We start from the raw sequence: 15,175 nt of genomic DNA on the forward strand, positions 1-15,175 counted from the left end.
CGGGAACGCTAGGTTTGCGCTATTAGTATGGTCGTTATGAAAAGACGCGATCTTCTTAAAGGAAGCCTCGTTGCCGGAGCGGCTCTGTCGCTCCCTGCGAGCGTGGCCGCTGCCCCGCGCAAGGGCTCCGCCCGCGACCGGGCGCTGTTCGATATCGCCAAACGCGAGCTCGACCGCGCGGGCAGTGTGATCTGGAAGAAAGACATTGTCGGGATCGCCGATTTCGGCGTTCATTCCGCAGCGCGCCGGTTCCACTTCGTCAATCTCGACCGCGAAGAAGTGCAAAGCTACCACGTCAGCCACGGCACGGGTTCCGATCCGGAGCACGATGGCTGGCTCAACAACTACTCCAACGTCGAAGGCTCCAACGCGACCAGCAAAGGCGCTTACATCACGTGGGAATGGTATCAGGGGCGGTATGGCACCTCGGTCCGCCTCGGCGGGCTGGACTCGACCAACGATGCTGCCCTGCGCCGCTACATCGTGATGCACCGCGCGAAATATGCCGAACCATCGCATATCGACCGCTGGGGTCGACTTGGGCGCTCGAATGGCTGCTTTGCCTTGGGCGAAGAGCAGTTCCGGATTGCGCTGCTCAACCTGTCAGGCGGGCGGCTACTGTTTGCGGACAGTCTCGGGTTGCAGGAGGATGGAACGCTGCAACCGGGTAATCTTAGGACGCTGCAGCCAGAGCAGCCCAGCGACTTGCAACGTTACGCGCCGGGGACGTTCTGATATTGCCGTGCAACGCACCGTTGAACTGACGGCGATTACTGTAGCAAGCCTCAAGGCTGCTTTCGTCGGCGCAACTTGCGTATCGATCTTTTTGCTCTGGTCTTTCGCCTCAGCGACACCCTCCCAAAGCTTGGGAGAGTTATTCTCTCTTGCGATAATTGGTTTCCCTTACGCGTTCATCGCTGGAAGCATTGGGACTGCCTTTTGTCTGCTTGCAATCGGACTGCCTCTCGCCATCGTCGCTCGGAACATATTGGCGCAGCCATCTGGATTTCTGATTGCTTTTGGGGGCGCAGTGCTTGCTTGCGCCACATTGGGAATTATCTTCGGAAACCTGCTGGCATCGGCTGTGTTTTTGCCCTTCGCGGTGCCCGCAGCGTACTTCTATCGCAGCGAGATATTGCTCGAACGTTCTCTATACTGAGAGAACACACTAACCCCCAGCCCGCGGGTCGTTCTCGATAACAATCACCTCATCATCGATCACATTGCTGCGATTGCCGACGCGTGGTTTGTCGAGGCTCGCCAGCACTGGCGCGTCGCGGCCGTAGATGTCCTTGAAGGTTTTCATCTCGCCATCGATGTCCGACGCCATCGTGAAATAGGTGATGTAGGCGGGCATCTTCTTCTCGATCATCACCTTGGTGTATTTGCCCGAGGTGGCGATTTCGACCGCTTCATCCTTGGTCGCGCCCTTGCCCAGGATCGCCATCGTGATCGCCAGTTCCAGCGCGCGTTCGGTGCGAATGCAGCCATGGCTCAGCGCGCGGCCGTCCTTGGCGAACAGGTGACGCGACGGCGTGTCGTGGAAGAAGATCGCATGCCGGTTCGGCATTTCCAGTTTCATCCGGCCCAGCGAATTGCCGGGACCCGGCTGCTGCACCACGGTGATCCAGCCATTGGCACCTTTGGTCGCCTTGTATCCGTTGCGCTTGGCCCAGGCAGGGTTGTTGAGCACGCGTTGGCCCAGCCCTTCGCCCTTCACGATCGACTGCGGGACGGTCCAGGTCGGATTGAACACCACGCCTGACACCGTCTCGGCGAGCTGCGGGGTCGCGGTGCGACCGGGCTTGCCTACGATGGTCTTGTAGGTGCTGATGATCTTGTCGCCGACCGTCAGACGCAGCTGATATTCGGGGACATTGGTGATCAGATATTGCTTGCCGAGATCGCGGGCGAGCCAGCGCCAGCGATCCATATTGGCGCGGATCAGCTTGCGCTTTGCCTTTTCGGTCGCAGGCGTGTTCGCAAGCTCTTCCCTTAGCCGCGCATAGTCGGGGTGAGTCGGGTTCAGCTTCGCGAGCGTACCCGCGACATCGCCGCTTTCGAGCGCTTCGGTCAGCAAATCACCGGTACGGAACGTGTCGCGGTCGGGATCGACCACAAACCATTGTTCACGCGCATCCATCGGTGTGCGGCCATCGCGTAGGTCCTCGACCAGCCAGACAAAGTTCTTCGAAGCCAGCTTGTCGAGCTCTTCGGACGGACCCGATGCCAGCGACACTTTGAGCGCTTGCAGATCGTAATCCAGCATATCGAGCCCTTCGGCGCCGATGCCTTCGATCACGTCGATCAGCGCAGCGGCATTGTCCGCCGTCCACGATTGCACCAGCGGACCGGGCGCGGAAAGGTCGCCCTGGACGACTTCGCCGGACACCATCTGCGGGAATGCTTCATCGAAGCTCGCGCCTTCGGCAGCGGTGGTTTCCTCGGCTTCAGGCTGCGGAGCGGCCTCATCTTGCGCAAAAACGCTGCTCGTTGCGATGGCTGCGAGCGCTGCTCCGCCTGCCAATGTGCTGACCCAAGTCCGCATAATCTCTCTCTAACTACCCCAATTGCACCGCCATGGCGGCTCATCTGTGATCAAACACAGCATATCGTGCGACAGACCTAAGTATCAACCAATACTGCTTTCGCTTGGATGAATCCCCCACAGCGAAGTGGATAGTGCGCGTGACCTTCCGGCATTCGCCAATTAGGGCGTCACGCCAATGACCTCTCAATCTGCCTCTTCGATGCTGTCGGCCCACCGGCTGATGCCGTTCGCGATCGCATTCGCAGGGGTGGGGCTGTTGTCGCTGATGGATGCCTTTATGAAAGAGGCGGCGCTGGCGACCGGGGCCTACACTGCGACGGTGCTGCGCTCGCTGATCGGTGCGGCGATGATCGCCCCGTTTTGGCTGGCGCGCAAGAATGGCTGGCCGACGCGCGACGTGATGAAGCTGCATCTGGAACGCGGCATAATCTCAGCCTTCATGGCGCTCAGTTTCTTCTACGCGCTGACCAAGCTGCCGCTGGCTGAGGCCATCGCGATCAGCTTCATCGCGCCGTTGATTGCCTTGTATTTCGCCAATGTCCTGCTGGGCGAGACGATCCGGCGCAGCGCGATCTTCGCCAGCATTCTCGGATTTATCGGCACAATCGTGATCATCGGCGGCAAGATCGGCGATGGAGAATTCGACCGCGACATTATCTATGGTCTGGCATCGCTGCTGTTTTCTGCCGTGCTCTATGCCTACAATTTCGTGGTGATCCGGCGTCAATCGCAGGTTGCGGGACCCGTTGAGATCGCGACCTTTCATAGCGGCGTTGGCGGAATAGTGTTGCTGCCGTTCGCGCCGTTCCTTTGGACTGCACCGCAAATCGACTCGCTCGGCGCTATTTCCATAGCCTCATTCCTCACCGTAACGGGAGCCATGGCAATTGCCTGGGCTTATGCCCGCGAAGAAGCGCAGGCGCTGGTGCCGATCGAATATTCCGGATTTCTGTGGGCCAGCCTGTTTGGATGGCTTTTCTTCCGCGAAGCAGTGACGCTGCCGACAATTGCGGGAACGCTGCTGATTGTGACCGGATGCTGGCTCGCAACCCGGCAACCAAGAGCGACTGGAGAGGAAACGCCGAAAAAAAATGACCGGGACGGCGAGGCGTCGCCGCCCCGGCCATAACCTTTTCGGACTTGGATGTCGGGCGCGGCTTTGCGCCCCCGTGCGACCCTGTGGGCTTGATTACTTTGTCGCCTTCATCGTGCGATCAAAAGCGTTTCGGAGCTTGCGGCCTGCGCCGTCTCTTCCGAAAAGGCGACGGCAGCACCAAAGCAGGCGAAAACCATAAGGGTCGCAGCGACTACACCGGCCCGAAGGCTGGATCTGCGCGCGTTCCACTCATCATTCTCGCTCATAGCGCCCCCGCCGCTTTGAGTGCATACCGTCGACAACGCTATTAGCCGGGGCGGCGCGATTCCCCGAGTTAACAATCGTAAATTCTGCGGTTGTCACGATTTTGAGGTCGGATTTTGCCGCCAATGTCGCAATCGACTCGCAACAGGCCGCCTGCCACTTGACCTCTCGCGCGCAGTCTAGCACTTGCCTCTGAGAGAACACTCTCCGGAATTGAATCACCCGGATTCTCCCCCGCTCTCCACGGGGGAACAGCCAAAAGGATGGAACGCCCCGATGACAGCTATCGGCAAGGACACGCTCGCAACCCGCTCAACCCTCTCGGTGGGCGGCAAGGAATACGCTTACTACTCGCTCGCCAAGGCGGCTGAGCAACTGGGCGATGTTTCGAAGCTCCCGAACTCGATGAAGGTGCTGCTCGAAAACATGCTGCGCTTTGAAGACGAAGGCTTCACCGTCGGTCGCGAGCACGCGCAGGCGATTGTCGACTGGCAGAAGAACCCCGTCACCGGAAACGAAATCCAGTACCGCCCGGCGCGCGTGCTGCTTCAGGATTTCACCGGCGTGCCTTGCGTGGTCGACCTCGCGGCAATGCGCGATGCGATCAAGGAGCTTGGCGGCGACACGCAGAAGATCAACCCGCAGGTTCCCGTCAACCTCGTGATCGACCACTCGGTCATGGTCGACGAGTTTGGCCATCCAAAGGCGATGGAAGCCAACATGGCGCTCGAATATGAGCGCAATGCCGAACGTTACGACTTCCTCAAATGGGGTTCGAAGAGCTTCGAGAACTTCTCCGCTGTGCCTCCCGGCACCGGCATCTGCCACCAGGTAAACCTTGAGCACATTGCGCAGGGCATCTGGTCGAGCAAAGATTCGAACGGCGAAATGGTTGCCTACCCCGATACCTGTGTCGGCACCGACTCGCACACCACCATGATCAACGGTCTGGGCGTTCTGGGCTGGGGCGTGGGCGGGATCGAAGCCGAAGCGGCGATGCTCGGCCAACCGATCTCGATGCTGATCCCCGAAGTCGTCGGTTTCAAACTGACCGGCAAGATGGCCGAAGGCGTCACCGCAACCGACCTCGTGCTGACCTGCGTGCAGATGCTGCGCGAAGTCGGCGTGGTAGGCCGCTTCGTCGAGTTCTACGGACCGGGCGTTGCCACACTTACCCTGGCGGATCGTGCAACCATCGCCAACATGGCACCTGAATACGGCGCGACCTGCGGCTTCTTCGGTATCGATGACAAGACCATCGAATATATGCGCCTCACCGGTCGCAGCGAAGAGAACCTCGCACTGGTCGAAGCCTATGCCAAGGAACAGGGCATGTGGTTCGATCCGGAAGCCGAGCCAGTGTTCTCGAACACGCTCTCGCTCGATGTGTCCTCGGTTGTACCGAGCCTTGCCGGGCCAAAGCGTCCGCAAGACCGCGTGATCCTTCCCGAGGTAGACGAACTGTTCAACGGGGACCTCAAGACGACGTACAAGAAAGACGCCCCGGTTCGCGTCGATGTTGCCAATACCGAGCATGACATTGGCGATGGCGATGTTGTGATCGCGGCGATCACCAGCTGCACCAACACCTCAAATCCAGACGTGTTGATTGCCGCTGGTCTGGTCGCGAAGAAGGCCGTCGAGAAAGGCCTGAAGCCGAAGCCATGGGTGAAGACCTCGCTCGCACCTGGTTCGCAAGTGGTCACCGACTACCTCGTGAAGTCGGGCCTGCAGGACGATCTCGATGCGATCGGTTTCGACCTGGTGGGCTATGGCTGCACCACTTGCATCGGCAATAGCGGTCCGCTCGCTCCGCCGATCAGTCAGGCGATCAACGGCAACGATATCGTCGCTGCCAGCGTCCTGTCGGGCAACCGCAATTTCGAAGGCCGCGTGTCGCAAGATGTGCGTGCCAACTTCCTGGCGTCGCCGCCGCTCGTGGTCGCTTACGCGCTGAAAGGCACCGTGACCGAAGACATCACCACGACGCCGCTTGGCCAGGACCAGGACGGCAACGACGTGATGCTCGCCGATCTTTGGCCGAGCAACGCTGAAATCGCCGAACACCGCGCGGCCAATATCGACCGCTCAATGTTCGAAACCCGCTATGCCAACGTCTATGACGGCGATGAGCACTGGCAGGCGATCACTGTCGAGCCATCGGACACCTATCAATGGCGCGCAGGCTCGACATATATCGCCAACCCGCCTTACTTCGAAGGCATGGAGATGACCCCGGCGCCAATCACCGACATTGTCGATGCGAAGCCGCTGGCGATCCTTGGCGACTCGGTCACCACCGACCACATCTCGCCCGCCGGCGCGATCAAGGAAGACAGCCCGGCTGGTTCCTACCTCAAAGGCAATCAGGTCCCGAAGAAGGACTTCAACTCCTACGGCTCGCGCCGCGGCAACCATGACGTGATGATGCGCGGCACATTCGCCAATATCCGCATCAAGAACGAAATGGTCCCCGGTGTTGAAGGTGGTGAGACCACTTACAGCGGTGAGCAAATGCCGATCTACGACGCGGCCATGAAGCACAAGGCGGACGGAACTCCGCTGATCGTGGTTGGCGGCAAGGAATACGGCACCGGCTCCAGCCGCGACTGGGCGGCCAAGGGCACGATCCTGCTCGGCGTTCGCGCCGTGATCGTCGAGAGTTTTGAACGGATCCACCGTTCGAACCTCGTCGGAATGGGCGTGCTGCCGTTGCAGTTCAAAGGTGGGGACACGCGCAAGACGCTGAACCTGAGCTCAGATGATACTTTCAGCATCAAGGGGCTGGATGGGCTGACCCCGGCGCAGGATGTCGAGATCGAAGTTACCCGCACCGATGGCTCGACCTTCAACTTCACCGCGCTTTGCCGTATCGATACCGCGAACGAAATGGAGTATTACCGCAACGGCGGCATCCTCCACTACGTGCTGCGCAAACTGGCAGCGTAAGGAAACCCGATGCGACGCGTGCTCCTCCCCCTTACCCTCACAGCGCTGGCGATCACCGCCTGCGCGCCGGAAAAAGAGGGCAAGGACAAGGAGCACGCACCGCTGCCATTCGGTTATGAGCTGGCATCGGCAAAGGCGGCTTCGGATTTCACCGAAAGCGCAGTCATCGACTTAGCAGCTGAAGAATTGGCTGCGATGCAGGCCAATGGGACCGTCCGGCTGATCGATATCCGCACGGCAGAAGAGGTCGCGGAGGGCTCGATTGCCGGGGCCGAACACATCGCAATGGATGAATTCGATCCTGCAGTGCTGGACCAGGCAGATGACCGCGAAGTCGTTCTTTATTGCCGTTCTGGACGCCGATCGCGCCTGCTTGGCGAGAAGCTTGCGGCCCAAACCGGCAAACCGATCAAACATTTAAGCGGCGGAATCGTCGCCTGGCGGGCCGCTGATCGGGACTGATCGGCGGTTCATGGAGTATTATGATACTCTGTGTCACATTGATGAGATGATCTGCACCTAAGATCAGGAGGATGTCGGAAAGGCTCTTTGAGCAACCGATGAAAGGATAAGGGGCAATGATGGAATTCACCGCAATTATCGCGAGCCTGCTGTTGGCCGCACAGGCACAGCCCGCTGTAGAGACTTCGGCCAAACAAGCTGAACCCAAGGCGGAAGAAGCGGCCAATGATGACGACAAGATCATTTGCCGCCGGACGGCAGTTGTTGGTTCGAAGTTCAAGAAGAAGATTTGCGGCACCAAGAAGCAGTGGGAAACACTCTCAAATCGCGGCACTGACACCACCCGGGAATTCCAGCGGCGCGGCAAAGGTCTCGAACCCGTCAACTAAACTGCGAAATAGGAGGCCATTAGCATGACCGTGTTCTCATCAAGCCTCGCCGCCTTGCTACTGTCTTTGCAAGGGCAGCCTGCTGCCGTTGAAACGTCGGCCACCGAAACTGAGGCCAAGACAGAACAAGCAGCCAACGACGACGACAAGATCATCTGTCGCCGTACCGCCATTGTCGGATCGAAGTTCAAGAAGAAGATCTGCGGCACCAAGAAGCAATGGGAAACGCTGGCGAACCGCGGCGCTGAGACAACGCGCGAATTCCAGCGGCGCGGTAAGGGACTCGAGCCGAACGACGTACCGGGCACCTGACGCGCCAAGCCTTCCTTCTGAACATCGCGTTCAGGGCGGTGTCATCGAGAATGTGAGAAGGCCTTATCCTACAAAGGGGAAGGTCACATGATCCGCAACATCCTGTTCGCTCCAGTGCTTTTGCTAGCTGTTCCGGCACTTGCCGACGAGCAGGTTCCGGCTTCGCAGGCGGAGCAAGTCGACTATGCCGGGTTCGCCCTGCTGACCGAAGAAGTCGCGACCCTGCGAGCCGAGCGGCTGCTTACCAAAGACGAGTTCTTTGCACGTGCAAGCGCAGACGGCGCTTTGTTGCTCGACACCCGATCGGCCGCCGCCTTTGCGCAAGGCCACATAAAGGGGGCTGTGAATTTGCCCTTTTCGGATTTCACAGCTGACAAACTGGCCAAGGTGATTGGCGACACTGACCGTCCGATCTACATCTACTGCAACAACAATTTCAGCGATGACGTTGTGCCGGTGCGGACCAAAATGGCGACGCTCGCGCTCAACATTCCGACCTTCATCAATCTGGTCGGGTACGGCTACAGCAACGTCTGGGAACTGAGCGGCACGATGCCGATGGCCGAGGCGGACTGGGTCTCAGCCGAAGCGGGCTAGCGCCTCACTCCACACAGTCACGGAATGAAGAAAGGGCGGCCTCCCCATTGCCCGGGAAGCCGCCCTTTCTGTCTTGGACTGAATGGACTGGATCAGATCTCGGTCTTGACCGGCTTGATCTTGCGCCGTCCCAGGATCGCTGCAGCGGCAAGGCCGAACAGGACCATCATCGGCGGGGCCGGGACTTCAGTGCCCGAGCTGGTGCCGCCCGACGTCGAAGAACTGCTCGACGAAGAACTGGAGCTGCTCGAGCTCGAAGACGAACCACCCGAAGACGAGGAGCTGCTGCCGCTCGAACCGCTCGACGACGATGTGCTGCCGCCGAAGCTAGAGCTGCCGGTGCTGCTACCCGACGAAGACGAGCTGGACGAGCTGCTCGAAGACGAGGAGCTGGTGCTGCTGGTCATGTCGCCCGAAGTGCTACCACCGCTGGTGGCACCGCCAGAGCTGCTGCTCGACGAAGACGAAGAGCCGCTGGAAGACGAGGACGAAGAACCACCGCTGGTTGCTCCACCCGACGACGTGTTGCCGCCCGACGTGCTCGAACCGCCCGAGCTGCTGCTCGAAGACGAAGAACTGGAGCTACCCGAAGAGCTCGACGAACCGCCGCTGGTGTTGCCACCCGACGAAGTGTTGCCGCCGCTCGAAGAGCTGGACGAACCACTCGAAGACGACGAGCTGGAGCTGGACGAGCTGCCCGAAGATCCGCCGCTGCTGGTGTTACCGCCGGAGGTGCTGGTCATACCGCCCGTGCTGGTGTTGCCACCGCTGGTCGACCCACCCGAAGAGCTTGAAGACGAGCTGGAGCTGCTCGACGAAGAGCTCGACGAGGAAGACCCGCCCGACGAACCGCCAGTGCTGGTGTTACCGCCAGAGGTGCTGGTCATGCCGCCGGTCGACGTGTTGCCGCCGCTGCTGCTCGAACCGCCCGAAGACGAAGAGCTGCTGCTCGATGAAGACGAACCCGAGCTAGAGCCAGACGACCCGCCGCTGGTGTTGCCGCCCGAAGAGCTGCTGCCGCCCGAGGAGCTGGAGCTGCTCGAAGACGAACCTGAGCTGGACGACGAACCACCCGACGAACCGCCGCTGCTGGTGTTACCGCCAGAGCTGGTCATGCCGCCGGTGCTGGTGTTGCCGCCCGAAGTCGCACCGCCCGAGCTCGAAGACGAGCTGCTGCTCGACGATGAAGAGCTGGAAGAAGATGACGAGGACGAAGAGCTGCTGCTGGAAACATTGCCCGAGGAGCTCGACACGTTGCCCGACGTGGTGGTGCTCGAAACGGCGCCAGTGCTCGAAGACACAGCGCCCGTGCTGGACGATACTCCGCCAGTGCTGCTCGAAACCGCGCCGGTCGTCGATGAGATCGAACCGGTCGAGCTGGTCGAGGAGACCTTGCCCGAAGACGAAGTCGACGAAACCTTACCCGACGAAGACGTCGAGGTCACAGTGCCCGATGTGGTCGAGTTATCGATGTCGATGTCGATATTGATGTTGCCCGACGAACCATCACCGCCCGACGTGCCGCCCGAGCTTGAGCTGACGTCGCCCGAAGTCGATGTGCCGCCGCCCGATGTGGTGGTTGAAACCGAGACGTCACCTGAAGACGAACCGCCTCCGCCGAAGAAGCCGCCGAAGAAGCCGCCACCAAATCCGCCGCCGAAGCCGCCAAGCCCCCCGCCAACGATAACCGGCGAACCGCCACCACCGCCACCGCGGATCGGTGGAAGTGGAGGAAGCGGTGCAGGTGCATAGGCAACCTGAGCGATCGGTGGGCATTCGGCAGGATCGTAATATGCAGATGTGGCGCCGGTAGGCAGCGGCGCAGCAGCAATGGCATCGGCTCCACCCGGACCATATCCGGCAGGCAGCGGCTGACACTCAATGGTGCGCTCAACAATCCGGCGGCGCCGATCTTCCGGCGGCGGGATGATGCGCTCACGCGTCTTGATATATTTGGTCTGCCGAGGAACTGGCTGCGGATCCGTTTCGACCAGCTTACCATTGATGTTCGTCGTGAACTGCGGATCATCCGTGTTCATTGGCTCGGCGACGCGCACCGCGCCACCTGTCATCAGGGCGACGCCAGCGGCGGTTGCCGAAAGCTTTGCTGCAGCCAGTTTGAGCGACATAAATCCGAACCTTACTTGCCTGTGGTGGTTTGAGGCGGCCGACCCGCTTCTTCACCAAATCCAATCCTCTCATGATGATGTAAGGCCCGGCTCGGCAATGCGATTAACCATGATTGGGAGGTTCGGATCGCCCTAACTGGCGCAAATCCGTGGTATTTCAGGGTCGCTGTCCCGTTTTGATACCGAACTGGCAGGCTGCGTTAGTCGAATCGTTAGTGTTAACCCGTCGGCATTTGTCTGCAGGCACTTCGCATGCCATACTCGCACTTCTTGATCAGGGGAGGAAACCACCGTGGCAACAACATCTCTTTTATTGGCCGCCGCCCTCGCAGCGCAAGCGCCGGCTGCCGAGACTTCAGCCGCTCCGACACCTAGCGCTCAGGGGAATGCGGCTACGGCGGACCTTGGCAGCAAAACGATCTGCAAGCGGGTCAACGTTCGGGGCAGTCGGTTCACAAAGCGAAAATGCGGCTCCGCTGATCAATGGGAAAAGCAAAGGCGCCATAACGTTCAGATCACTCGCGAAATGCAGCAGAGCGACGGTAGCTCTAAAGCCGGGACTTAAGCCCAGTCACATCGGAACTTAATCCGGCTGGTCAAACAATCCCGATTGATCGTTTCCAGGTTTTGGGGACGTTGGCGGCGTCATTTCCAGATGTTCCCAACCCGCATCGTTGAGCATCCGCCCGCGGGCGGTGCGCGCGAGCAAGCCTAACTGTATCAGGTACGGCTCGACCACATCCTCGACAGTGTCGCGCGGCTCAGCGAGACCGGCCGCCAGCGTTTCAACGCCCACCGGTCCACCTTTGTAAGTGGTCGCGATCATGGACAGATATTTGCGGTCCATCGCGTCGAGGCCAAGCCGGTCGATCTCCAGCCGCGTAAGCGCCTGATCGGCAGCGGCACGGGTCACGGTGCCTTCACCCGCCACATGGGCAAAGTCGCGCACCCGGCGCAGGAGGCGTCCTGCAACGCGCGGCGTCCCGCGCGACCGGCGCGCAATTTCGCGCGCGCCTGCGGAATCGATGTCGAGCCCGAGTAACCTTGCACCGCGGCTGACCACCAGGTCGAGCTCGTCATGAGTGTAGAAGTTGAGCCGCACCGGAATTCCGAATCGGTCGCGCAATGGCGTCGTCAGCAGACCTTGCCGCGTGGTCGCCCCGATCAGCGTGAACGGCGGCAGATCGATCCGCACGCTGCGCGCCGATGGCCCTTCGCCGATGATGATATCGAGCGCACGGTCCTCCATCGCCGGGTAGAGCACTTCCTCGACAACCGGATTGAGGCGGTGAATTTCGTCGATGAACAGGACATCGTGCGGTTCGAGATTGGTGAGCAGCGCGGCGAGATCGCCCGCCTTGGCAATCACCGGGCCAGAGGTCGCGCGAAAACCCACGCCCAGCTCAGCCGCAACAATCTGAGCCAGTGTGGTCTTACCCAGCCCCGGTGGGCCGAAGAACAAGGTATGGTCCATCGCCTCACCGCGCGACTTCGCGCTGTCGATGAACACGCGGAGGTTATCCCGCGCCGCCTCTTGCCCGATGAACTCGGCAAGTGACTTGGGCCGCAGAGCGACATCAGGATCTTCAGGCTGCCGGTCAGGGGTATGGATGGGAACGGGTTCAGTCATCGGAATGGTAGCCAGCCTTCGTAAGCCGTTCTCTGGCGGCTTCGAGGGTTGCAAATTCGAATTTTGCGCTGTGCCTGAGCGCTACCGCTTCGAACGCGAGATGCAACATGGATCGCTCAGCCAACATCTTAAAACCTTCGGATTCAGTTCCAAGGATCAAGTCCTTAACCGTTTGCAATTCACCAACACGAGCAATTTTTTGCCGCGTCCTAGCAAGCCGGATTGTCTTCCCGCGTTCGGTGGACAAGGCGTCTTCTAACGCGAATATCGATTGCCAGACATCATGCTCGAATGTTCCTGGCTGTTCATTGGGTAAGATCTCGAAAAGCTTCAGCTTCGCCACTCGGAAAAGCTCCTCAGCGCCACTGCGGTGAGCATTGGCAGCGATTCCGCGCAACTTCTCGGCATCGACGCAGGTACGGACAAATTCGATCATCTTAGCTTCTTGATCGGTCATACCTTTATCCATGCACTGTGGTGAGCCACTGCGCAAACAGATCGCCCCCTGCATCCTCGTCCATATCAGGCATTTCGCCTATGATGTCTGAGGCGCGCTCCGGAACGGTCACTTCAAAAGTCTCAGCCAACCATTCGCGCAAGGCCACAGGAGCCTCCGGCGGAGCCGGGCGCTCATCCTCCACCCCCTCGTAATCCTCTTCAGGATGTTCCTCCTCGTGGAGTTCCTCTGGGCTCATGCCGTGCTGTTCGGGCCAGCACAGCTCGTCATATCCGATCGCCAGCAGGCGCAGGAAGTCGACGGCATCATCGACCATCACCCCGATCATAGTCGAGCCCGAACCGGAACCGAGGTGGACGATATGCGTCTTGCCCGCATCGTCGGCCCAGAACGCCGCGTAAGAGCCATCGCCTCCGGTTTTGCAGAAGGGGACCAGCCGCTTGCCGATACCGGGATCGGTTGCTCCCGCCCAAAGCCGGGCATGGTCCGGATCGGGCGGAATGATACCCATGCAGCTGTTTTCCAAAGCGGGGTCGAGCAGAGCGTGGCGATACCCCTCCGATCCGTCGAAATGGCGATCGAGCCCATGCGCTTCGATCCAGTCGAAATAGACGCGGATCGGTTGTGGCACCGTTACGTCCAGCCCAATCTCCGCGAGCATCGTTTCGGCAAAACCAGCCATCAGAACGGGTTTACCGTATAACCCTGCCGTTGCAGCACGGCATGTGCGGTCATTGCGGAGAGTGCCAGTTCTACACCGGGGACAAGGTCTTCCTTGGTGATGCCATACGCGGCCGCGCTTTGCCCGCACAGGATGATACGCACGCCGTTATCGACGAGCGCCGGAATGATCGCTCCGGTGGCGTTGGTGCCTTCCTTGTCGCGCGCGGCCCATGCCGCGTCGGTCAGCAAATCCATCGAGCCTTTGCCATGCACCACCACAGCCGCCCGGACGCGTGCAGGCTCGACCCCGGCAGCGTTGTGCATGTTCACATAGCGAGCCGCGCTTTCGACGGTGCGGTTGATCGCACCGTTTTCGGCAGGCTTGGCGACGTCGAAGGCGATATAGAGGTCCATCTCCTCCGGGATTGCGAAGTCGGTGTCAGGCACAGGCGCGTGCGGGCCGAAATCACTGAAGACCGGGCCGGTCTTGAAGGCCGAGAGGTCTTGCGCGGCAGCGGGGGATGCAAGGAGCAGCGCGGCTGTTATGAAGAGTGGACGCATCGAATTCTATCCCATCGGTTCGCCAGTTGGAAAAGGTATTGGTCCCGGCCCGGTTTTCCCTGGCCAACGCCATGGTCGCCCGCCCAGAACACGCTGCACCTCATGGAAGAACGAAGGCTCATATTCGACGGCTGCAAAGAATTTCGTTTTCTCGCCAGTCTTCTCAGTCGCTTGTTCAAGCAACTGCTTGCGAACAACGAGAAACCCTTCTGTGGTACCAAGCCCTACACAAGAACTGCTTCGTTCGCCGAGGAACCGGTATACCCGCCCCTTCATCTTCTCCGGACCTTCGAGGACTCTCGCACGAAAGCCCCATGAATTCTCGATCCCGCCGACGAAGCTTACTTTCAGAAGCATAGCGTCTTGCGGGATTTCGGATTGCTTCGTTTCCCAGATCAAGCCGTAGACGTAGCCGTCGGGTCCGGACGCCATGCAGGCCTGCACAGGCGCAGCCATTACCAGCGCGCAAAATGCTAAGAGACCAAGCCAAGCTCCCCTCACCCGGCAGCCCTCTTCAGCGCCACGCGGATCAGCTCGCCCTCGCCCGCATCTTCACCCAGTTCCGCCTGCGCCCGCGCGACAGCCTGTGCTGCCACAGCAGGTTTGAAGCCGAGGTTCTCCAAAGCGCTCACCGCATCGGCGCTTGCGCTGCCTGCCGCCGACACCGCGCTGATCGGCACACCGGCCATGCCGCCGCCCGGTAGCGCGCCGGCCTTGTCCTTCAACTCATTCACGATCCGCCCGGCCAACTTTGGCCCGACCCCGTTCGCTCGCGCCACCGTTGCCGCATCTCCGGAAGCGCAGGCATCGCGCACTTCGCCGGTCGAAAGCGCCGAGAGGATCGCCAGCGCGACCTTGCTGCCAACACCCTGAACTGTCGTCAGCAGGCGGAACCAGTCGCGCTCGGCGCTTTCGGCGAAGCCCAGCAGGCGCATGTCGTTCTCGCTGACCTGCAAATCGGTGTGGATGGTGCACCCCTCGCCGATTTCTCCGAGAGCAGCGAGTGTCTTGGTCGAGCAATGGACGAGATAGCCGACACCCTGGACATCGACGATGGCCCAGTCTTCGCCGGTTTCGTCGAGGCGTCCTGATAGCTTTGCAATCATGATGAGGTA

General features: G+C 60.3%; 17 protein-coding genes. 9 read left to right on the forward strand and 8 right to left on the reverse strand.

What is annotated here, in order from left to right:
- Positions 1–36: 36 nt before the first annotated feature.
- Entirely contained in the window at positions 37–735 is a 699-nt protein-coding gene (locus Q0837_RS12490) for a murein L,D-transpeptidase catalytic domain-containing protein (RefSeq protein WP_298469564.1), read from the forward strand.
- Between the two features lie 7 nt (positions 736–742).
- Entirely contained in the window at positions 743–1,159 is a 417-nt protein-coding gene (locus Q0837_RS12495; protein WP_298469566.1) for a hypothetical protein, read from the forward strand.
- A 9-nt stretch (positions 1,160–1,168) separates the two neighbouring features.
- Here the strand turns inward: Q0837_RS12495 and Q0837_RS12500 are convergent, their stop codons facing one another.
- Complete coding sequence (locus tag Q0837_RS12500; protein ID WP_298469568.1) at positions 1,169–2,548, reverse strand: L,D-transpeptidase family protein; 1,380 nt, start codon at positions 2,546–2,548, stop codon at positions 1,169–1,171.
- Between the two features lie 178 nt (positions 2,549–2,726).
- Between Q0837_RS12500 and Q0837_RS12505 the strand changes: the two genes are divergently transcribed.
- On the forward strand, positions 2,727–3,680 hold the full coding sequence (locus Q0837_RS12505) for a DMT family transporter (RefSeq protein ID WP_298469569.1): 954 nt from the start codon (positions 2,727–2,729) through the stop codon (positions 3,678–3,680).
- A gap of 74 nt (positions 3,681–3,754) precedes the next feature.
- Here Q0837_RS12505 and Q0837_RS12510 read toward each other — a convergent pair whose 3' ends face one another.
- A complete protein-coding gene (locus Q0837_RS12510; RefSeq protein ID WP_298469571.1) occupies positions 3,755–3,913 on the reverse strand; it encodes a hypothetical protein in 159 nt (52 codons plus the stop codon).
- Between the two features lie 274 nt (positions 3,914–4,187).
- Between Q0837_RS12510 and acnA the strand changes: the two genes are divergently transcribed.
- The 6 genes from acnA (at position 4,188) to Q0837_RS12540 (ending at position 10,372) form a co-directional block, all read left to right on the forward strand.
- A complete protein-coding gene (gene acnA, locus Q0837_RS12515; protein WP_298469573.1) occupies positions 4,188–6,860 on the forward strand; it encodes an aconitate hydratase AcnA in 2,673 nt (890 codons plus the stop codon).
- A gap of 9 nt (positions 6,861–6,869) precedes the next feature.
- Positions 6,870–7,322 (forward strand): rhodanese-like domain-containing protein, encoded by a 453-nt coding sequence (locus tag Q0837_RS12520; RefSeq protein ID WP_298469575.1) that lies wholly within the window; start codon positions 6,870–6,872, stop codon positions 7,320–7,322.
- Positions 7,323–7,438: 116 nt separating this feature from the next.
- Positions 7,439–7,711 (forward strand): hypothetical protein, encoded by a 273-nt coding sequence (locus tag Q0837_RS12525; protein ID WP_298469578.1) that lies wholly within the window; start codon positions 7,439–7,441, stop codon positions 7,709–7,711.
- Between the two features lie 24 nt (positions 7,712–7,735).
- Positions 7,736–8,023 (forward strand): hypothetical protein, encoded by a 288-nt coding sequence (locus Q0837_RS12530; RefSeq protein ID WP_298469580.1) that lies wholly within the window; start codon positions 7,736–7,738, stop codon positions 8,021–8,023.
- 87 nt (positions 8,024–8,110) lie between these two features.
- The gene (locus Q0837_RS12535; protein ID WP_298469583.1) at positions 8,111–8,620 is read left to right on the forward strand and encodes a rhodanese-like domain-containing protein; all 510 of its coding nucleotides are present in this window, start codon (positions 8,111–8,113) and stop codon (positions 8,618–8,620) included.
- A 105-nt stretch (positions 8,621–8,725) separates the two neighbouring features.
- Complete coding sequence (locus Q0837_RS12540) at positions 8,726–10,372, forward strand: hypothetical protein (RefSeq protein WP_298469585.1); 1,647 nt, start codon at positions 8,726–8,728, stop codon at positions 10,370–10,372.
- Between the two features lie 960 nt (positions 10,373–11,332).
- On the opposite strand, the gene ruvB is transcribed toward Q0837_RS12540, so the two are convergent.
- The 6 genes from ruvB to ruvA all read right to left on the reverse strand — a co-directional run bounded on the left by ruvB (position 11,333) and on the right by ruvA (position 15,166).
- Positions 11,333–12,379 (reverse strand): Holliday junction branch migration DNA helicase RuvB, encoded by a 1,047-nt coding sequence (ruvB, locus tag Q0837_RS12545; protein WP_298469587.1) that lies wholly within the window; start codon positions 12,377–12,379, stop codon positions 11,333–11,335.
- A complete protein-coding gene (locus Q0837_RS12550; RefSeq protein WP_298469589.1) occupies positions 12,372–12,836 on the reverse strand; it encodes a hypothetical protein in 465 nt (154 codons plus the stop codon). The genes ruvB and Q0837_RS12550 overlap by 8 nt, the downstream gene beginning before the upstream one ends.
- Positions 12,837–12,840: 4 nt before the next feature.
- Positions 12,841–13,518, reverse strand: coding sequence for a hypothetical protein (locus Q0837_RS12555; protein ID WP_298469592.1), 678 nt, complete (start codon positions 13,516–13,518; stop codon positions 12,841–12,843).
- Positions 13,518–14,060 (reverse strand): DsrE family protein, encoded by a 543-nt coding sequence (locus Q0837_RS12560; RefSeq protein ID WP_298469594.1) that lies wholly within the window; start codon positions 14,058–14,060, stop codon positions 13,518–13,520. Before Q0837_RS12560 ends, Q0837_RS12555 begins: the two co-directional genes overlap by 1 nt.
- A gap of 6 nt (positions 14,061–14,066) precedes the next feature.
- Positions 14,067–14,492 (reverse strand): hypothetical protein, encoded by a 426-nt coding sequence (locus Q0837_RS12565; RefSeq protein ID WP_298469596.1) that lies wholly within the window; start codon positions 14,490–14,492, stop codon positions 14,067–14,069.
- Positions 14,493–14,557: 65 nt separating this feature from the next.
- On the reverse strand, positions 14,558–15,166 hold the full coding sequence (gene ruvA / locus Q0837_RS12570) for a Holliday junction branch migration protein RuvA (RefSeq protein WP_298469907.1): 609 nt from the start codon (positions 15,164–15,166) through the stop codon (positions 14,558–14,560).
- Positions 15,167–15,175 lie beyond the last annotated feature (9 nt).

This window comes from uncultured Erythrobacter sp., from assembly GCF_947499705.1.
GTDB lineage: Bacteria > Pseudomonadota > Alphaproteobacteria > Sphingomonadales > Sphingomonadaceae > Erythrobacter.

Coding starts and splice junctions, on each gene's coding strand:
- Q0837_RS12555 (WP_298469592.1), bottom strand. CDS start 13,518: ATGGCTGGTTTTGCCGAAACGATGCTCGCGGAGATTGGGCTGGACGTA.
- Q0837_RS12525 (WP_298469578.1), top strand. CDS start 7,439: ATGATGGAATTCACCGCAATTATCGCGAGCCTGCTGTTGGCCGCACAG.
- Q0837_RS12490 (WP_298469564.1), top strand. CDS start 37: ATGAAAAGACGCGATCTTCTTAAAGGAAGCCTCGTTGCCGGAGCGGCT.
- Q0837_RS12505 (WP_298469569.1), top strand. CDS start 2,727: ATGACCTCTCAATCTGCCTCTTCGATGCTGTCGGCCCACCGGCTGATG.
- Q0837_RS12560 (WP_298469594.1), bottom strand. CDS start 14,060: ATGCGTCCACTCTTCATAACAGCCGCGCTGCTCCTTGCATCCCCCGCT.
- acnA (WP_298469573.1), top strand. CDS start 4,188: ATGACAGCTATCGGCAAGGACACGCTCGCAACCCGCTCAACCCTCTCG.
- Q0837_RS12550 (WP_298469589.1), bottom strand. CDS start 12,836: ATGACCGATCAAGAAGCTAAGATGATCGAATTTGTCCGTACCTGCGTC.
- Q0837_RS12520 (WP_298469575.1), top strand. CDS start 6,870: ATGCGACGCGTGCTCCTCCCCCTTACCCTCACAGCGCTGGCGATCACC.
- Q0837_RS12500 (WP_298469568.1), bottom strand. CDS start 2,548: ATGCGGACTTGGGTCAGCACATTGGCAGGCGGAGCAGCGCTCGCAGCC.
- Q0837_RS12510 (WP_298469571.1), bottom strand. CDS start 3,913: ATGAGCGAGAATGATGAGTGGAACGCGCGCAGATCCAGCCTTCGGGCC.
- Q0837_RS12535 (WP_298469583.1), top strand. CDS start 8,111: ATGATCCGCAACATCCTGTTCGCTCCAGTGCTTTTGCTAGCTGTTCCG.
- ruvA (WP_298469907.1), bottom strand. CDS start 15,166: ATGATTGCAAAGCTATCAGGACGCCTCGACGAAACCGGCGAAGACTGG.
- Q0837_RS12565 (WP_298469596.1), bottom strand. CDS start 14,492: ATGGCGTCCGGACCCGACGGCTACGTCTACGGCTTGATCTGGGAAACG.
- Q0837_RS12530 (WP_298469580.1), top strand. CDS start 7,736: ATGACCGTGTTCTCATCAAGCCTCGCCGCCTTGCTACTGTCTTTGCAA.
- ruvB (WP_298469587.1), bottom strand. CDS start 12,379: ATGACTGAACCCGTTCCCATCCATACCCCTGACCGGCAGCCTGAAGAT.